This is a genomic window from Sulfuricurvum sp., assembly GCF_022759005.1.
GTDB lineage: Bacteria > Campylobacterota > Campylobacteria > Campylobacterales > Sulfurimonadaceae > Sulfuricurvum.
On record NZ_JAEMQA010000045.1, the window covers coordinates 1 to 4,848 of the forward strand.

A 4,848-nucleotide genomic window follows, 5' to 3' on the forward strand; every position below is an offset into this window, starting at 1 on the left:
TATATTAAAGTACAATTTATTACCTATATGTAAATTTATGGCATTTTGCAAAGTGGGTATGTAGCAGTGACGGTATTTTTACGAAGTAAACGTTTGATTAATAAAAGTAGTATTTAATTCACAAATAAGATATTTACAGTCATTTAGTAAACATTTGAGGTGATTTAGATAGAATTTTATAAACAGCTATGTATTTAGGAACCCATGGACAAACACGCATTTAATGCTATGCTCAAAACCGCCGGACTCAGCAAAAAAGAGTTTGCCGAGATTTTAGGGACCACTGGGGGTACTATTTCAAACTGGGGCAATGAAGATCGTGAGATCCCCTATTGGGTAGAATCGTGGTTGAATCTCTATATTGAGAATCAACACTGCAAGAAAATCAAAGAAGCGATTAGAAAAAGCGGTGTATGCGATTTAATGGATAAAAAATCGAAGTGAACTTTCTAACTTTCTATAAGACTTTAAAAAGTTCTCTATTCCCACAATATAGGGATTCATTGTGCATTTTTTCATCTACTCCCAAGCGGGAGTAGATTTACATTAATTTAACTATACTGTAATTACGAAGTCATATTGTGAATTTGTCGCTAACTATTCTCTAAAGCGAAGTCATGTTGTGATTTGATATAACTATGCCGTAATTACGAAGTCATATTGTGAATTTTGTATCAAATTGTTCTACTGGTATCCTCACTTCACTCAAAAAACGAAGTCATATTGTGATGTATTTATATTCTTTGATTTCATCCATTGAATATTGTTACTATTTTAATGATTTAACCTATTACATGCACAATTTGACTACGTTTTGGATCGCATGAATATTATTATCAGCATATATAAATGAGTATAGTAAGAAAAAACGAAGCCATATTGTGAAGAAATATATATTTGGACTATAGTCGCGAAGTCATTTAATACATCTTACGAAGTCATGTACTACTTCGGCGAAGTCATTTAGTGACAAAACGAAGTCATTTACCTCATAAAACGAAGTCATATTGTGACGCTTCTATAGGTATTTATAGATATTTATAGAATAAATAGATATCTATAGGTAAGCGGGAGAGATCAAGGGTCTTTACCCCTTGATTCACCCTATTCCTCAGAAAGACCTGGAAGTTCTTTTGTTTTGTTCGGTGTACTCATAAACGTAATGCTATTATCGAAGGAGCCTTTACGATAAATCAATTTTGTTTTTGGTTCATAAGTGATTCCATAATCTTTTAACAGCTCGGCATTATCTCGGATCTCTTTGATAGCCGTTTGTTTTGTACGGATGGATTCCATTGGGAAGCCAATGGTTTGCAGTAGATTATCGATACTCATCGTGCTTGCTTGTGCATGTGTCCAAAAGAAACGAATGACCGCTCGAAGAAGAGCACTTTTGACTTTTAAAAGTTTAGGAAGTTCCTTGGTATAGTTAACGGTAAGTTGATCTTCGAAGTATTTTCGATATTCAGGAGTGATTACTATACCAAAACTTTTGTGCTTAGTACTATAAGCAAATGAGCTGATAATATTGAAGCTATAAAAATCTTCACCATCGGTAGTACGGAATTCAATCGCGGTGGTTTGGATCTCATCGAGTTTATCTTTGAGCCATTTGGTATTTCGCGAAGTTGTTCCGCTGTACGATTTTAAAATGTCTGATGTGGAAAAATAGATTGCTATTGCACCACCCTCCATCTCTTTGATCTCTTTTGCACCGGCGAAAAGACAATCTAATAAATCTCTATGGGTTTGAGTCAGAATATTACCTTTGATGACTGTTTTACCCCAACTGGTTTCGATGTAACGTTTTTTTTGATTTTCAATAAACTGGGTGTAAGTCTTTGAGGTAGAACTGATTTTTTCGATAGGGGCAAAAACTCCGGTTCGTAATTCGCTAACCGTAGCATTTGAATTTTCAAACTTTTTGACAATATCAAATTCTTTGAAAACGAGTTGTTGCTTTTCCATTTAGAAATCCTTCATAAATGATTGGGGATCAATTTTCGTTTCAGGGAAAATCTGTCTTGAGACACTTTTCCCACCGAGGAGTTTAGCAGCACCATAGTTGTCTTTTGTAAGAGAGATTTTGCGCAGGTGAGAACGTGTTTCATCAACCTCCCCTTTTTTATCGGTTACAACACTAATTTCATACACCAATCGTACGGCATCGGTAAAGGCACTTGCTCCCCGTGCCTGAGTAGTGTTCTTTGTGCTGTGATGGATAAAAATGATGGTCTTGTCTTCTTTTGCCGCCCATTCGGTAAATAGTTGCATGAATTTACGAGCATGTGCATTGTTGTTTTCGTCGGCACCGAAGAATGCGATTAACGGATCGAGGATAATAAGATCATAGTTTGAGAGACTTTTTTTGAAGTCGCTGAAATAGGCATTAACTTCAACTCCCCTTCCCTGCTCTAATAGTACTTGGATGGTTGGGCTATTACTGATCGCTAGACGTCCTTTGAAAAACTCAAGCGGTTTTGAAATGATGGATGAAGCGATTTTTTCAGATCGATGAGCGGTAAGCCCAACCGGATCTTCTGAGAGCCATGCGAATGTTTTTGCGCTTGGCGATTCGATTAGATAGCGCATCATGAGCTGGAGCACCATCCAGCTTTTACCGCTTCCCCCCGGAGCGGAGATGAGAGAAACGGTTTTTTTAGGAAACGGCAGCCACTCTTTGCAAATGAAATCCGCTTCTTCAGGTTTTAGAGAAACGATGTCGTGTGTTTCAAATAAAGCGACACGATGGGTTTCTCGGAAGTTTTCCAGTTTTTCAAGAGTTTTAGACAACAATGCCGTTGCATCGACCGATTCATCGTGAAGATCCCGATTGAATGAATTGATAAGGGAAGTGAGTTGGCGTTTATTACCTAGCTCACTCAAAGAATCAATGTAGGGGCGAATAGTGGCTGCAGGAGTTGTAGTTAGAATGGAAACCAGTTCATTTTCATAAAGGTGACCATTTTTCTTCAGGGTATTATTGATCATCCCTTCTTCTACCGGGATCCCCTTAGAATGAAGATTCAAGATCGTTTGTAAAATGATTTGATGCGATTCGTGGAAAAAAAGCTCTTGTGAACTGAGAGGGTGAAAAAAATCGCTGATTAGATTCGGCTCAAAAATAAGGCTAGCGAGCAAAGTTCGTTCGAGATCAATATCGTATAACTGGTGAGTCATCTACTTCCTTTGCTATTGTATGAGATATTTTAGCACACTTTGCTCCAACAAACAAAAATACTAACACGACTAACACAAAGGTATGATTTTTGCTATACTAAGGCAAACAAAACGGGACGACGAATGATTATTACGATTTCACATCAAAAGGGCGGTGTAGGCAAATCTACCCTTGCTTATAACATTGCTTTAGAGCTCGCTCGCAAAAATAACGTAGAGGTTATAGATTTAGATGTTCAGCAGACGGTAACCGCATACAATCAAATCCGAGAAGAGATGGGACAAACACCATTGCCAGTGCACATTTTTACAACCAGCGAAGAATTGGAAAGCTACTTTGAATCCATGGATGAGGATACAATCGTTATTGTTGACTCAGGTGGGTTTGATTCGAGTTTAAACCGTTTTGCAATTCTCGTCAGCGACTTCATTATTACCCCCGTTTCAAGTGAATTCACTGAAATTTTAGGTCTTCAAAAATATGAAAGTATCCTAAGAGAGTTGTCAGAGCAATCAGGAACTACCATTGTCACAAATGTTGTTCTTAATAAAACGAATCCGAATCAGAAAAAATTTGATGAAGTGAGTGATTTTATTCGTGGATCACGCCACTTCAACCTCATGGATTCAATGATGCGCCGTCGTGTTGATTTTGCCAACAGTGTTGCGTATGGTTTTAGTGTCCGTGAGCTTGATAAAAAATCAGAATCAACCAAAGAACTCAAAGAGTTTGTAAAAGAAATTAAGCGCAAGGTAGGGATTAATGACAAGAAAAAAGATTGATTATTCATTAGCGAAAAAAATCTCGCAAAATGCTGCATTAACAGAACAATTGCATGTTGTCGAACAAAATCCCGAATCAGTGATTGAAATACCCCTCTCAAAACTTCAGACAAATCCGTATCAGCCTCGTATTGGCATGGAGTCTGAATCGTTAAAAGAACTTTCGGATTCAATTGAAGCAAATGGGTTATTACAGCCTATCATAGTCGCTAAAGACGGTGATGTTTTAACCATCATTGCAGGTCATCGCCGTGCCGAAGCCCATAGAGTCTTGGGAAAAGAGTTTATTAAAGCGATCATCATGGATAAAGTTGTGCATGCACAACTGGCTCTTCTTCCGTTGGTTGAAAATTTACAGCGTAGTGATATGAACCCGATTGAAAATGCGATAGCGTTTAAAAAAATATTGGATGACAAGATTGTTGAGAGTCAAAATGATCTAGCTGAAGCTATCGGCGTGTCGAAAAGCTGGTTGTCAAAAACATTATCGGTTCTTCGCCTCCCTCCCCCTCTTCTTGAAAAAATCAAGACGGATAAATATAGCGATATTACTGTTTTGTCAGCACTCAATAAAGTGGATGTTGACATTCTTGACAAGCTCTATAATGAGATTAAAAATCTCTCACGTTCCGATGCGCTTGAAGCCATTAAAAATGCGTTATTAAAACCTACACAGAAAAAATCACGTGTTGAGATATCTAAAAATAAAATTGTCATTAATACACAAGGGATCGATGCCGATAAAAAAGAGAAGATTGATGCAATGATTAGTCAAATCAAATATTTATTGGGGAACTAATTTATCAGTTGTGCATGCACAACTTCTATAACTCCCCTCCCCCTCTAATAATATCCATTCCATACTTATCCCTCACCTTTGTCAGC

Annotated in this window: 5 protein-coding genes; 3 read left to right on the forward strand and 2 right to left on the reverse strand. The window is 37.5% G+C overall.

Annotated features, from left to right (window positions below):
- The first annotated feature begins 204 nt into the window (after positions 1-204).
- On the forward strand, positions 205-444 hold the full coding sequence (locus tag JHC35_RS02745; RefSeq protein ID WP_295041847.1) for an XRE family transcriptional regulator: 240 nt from the start codon (positions 205-207) through the stop codon (positions 442-444).
- A 660-nt stretch (positions 445-1,104) separates the two neighbouring features.
- On the opposite strand, the gene JHC35_RS02750 is transcribed toward JHC35_RS02745, so the two are convergent.
- Positions 1,105-1,968: a RepB family plasmid replication initiator protein gene (locus JHC35_RS02750; RefSeq protein ID WP_295041848.1), complete on the reverse strand. Its 864-nt coding sequence runs from the start codon at positions 1,966-1,968 to the stop codon at positions 1,105-1,107.
- On the reverse strand, positions 1,969-3,180 hold the full coding sequence (locus tag JHC35_RS02755) for an AAA family ATPase (protein ID WP_295041849.1): 1,212 nt from the start codon (positions 3,178-3,180) through the stop codon (positions 1,969-1,971). It lies immediately after the preceding gene.
- 123 nt (positions 3,181-3,303) lie between these two features.
- On the opposite strand from JHC35_RS02755, the gene JHC35_RS02760 reads away from it, so the two are divergent.
- Positions 3,304-3,963, forward strand: a complete 660-nt coding sequence (locus tag JHC35_RS02760) for a ParA family protein (protein ID WP_295041850.1) — start codon at positions 3,304-3,306, stop codon at positions 3,961-3,963.
- Positions 3,944-4,762, forward strand: coding sequence for a ParB/RepB/Spo0J family partition protein (locus JHC35_RS02765; RefSeq protein WP_295041851.1), 819 nt, complete (start codon positions 3,944-3,946; stop codon positions 4,760-4,762). Before JHC35_RS02760 ends, JHC35_RS02765 begins: the two co-directional genes overlap by 20 nt.
- Positions 4,763-4,848 lie beyond the last annotated feature (86 nt).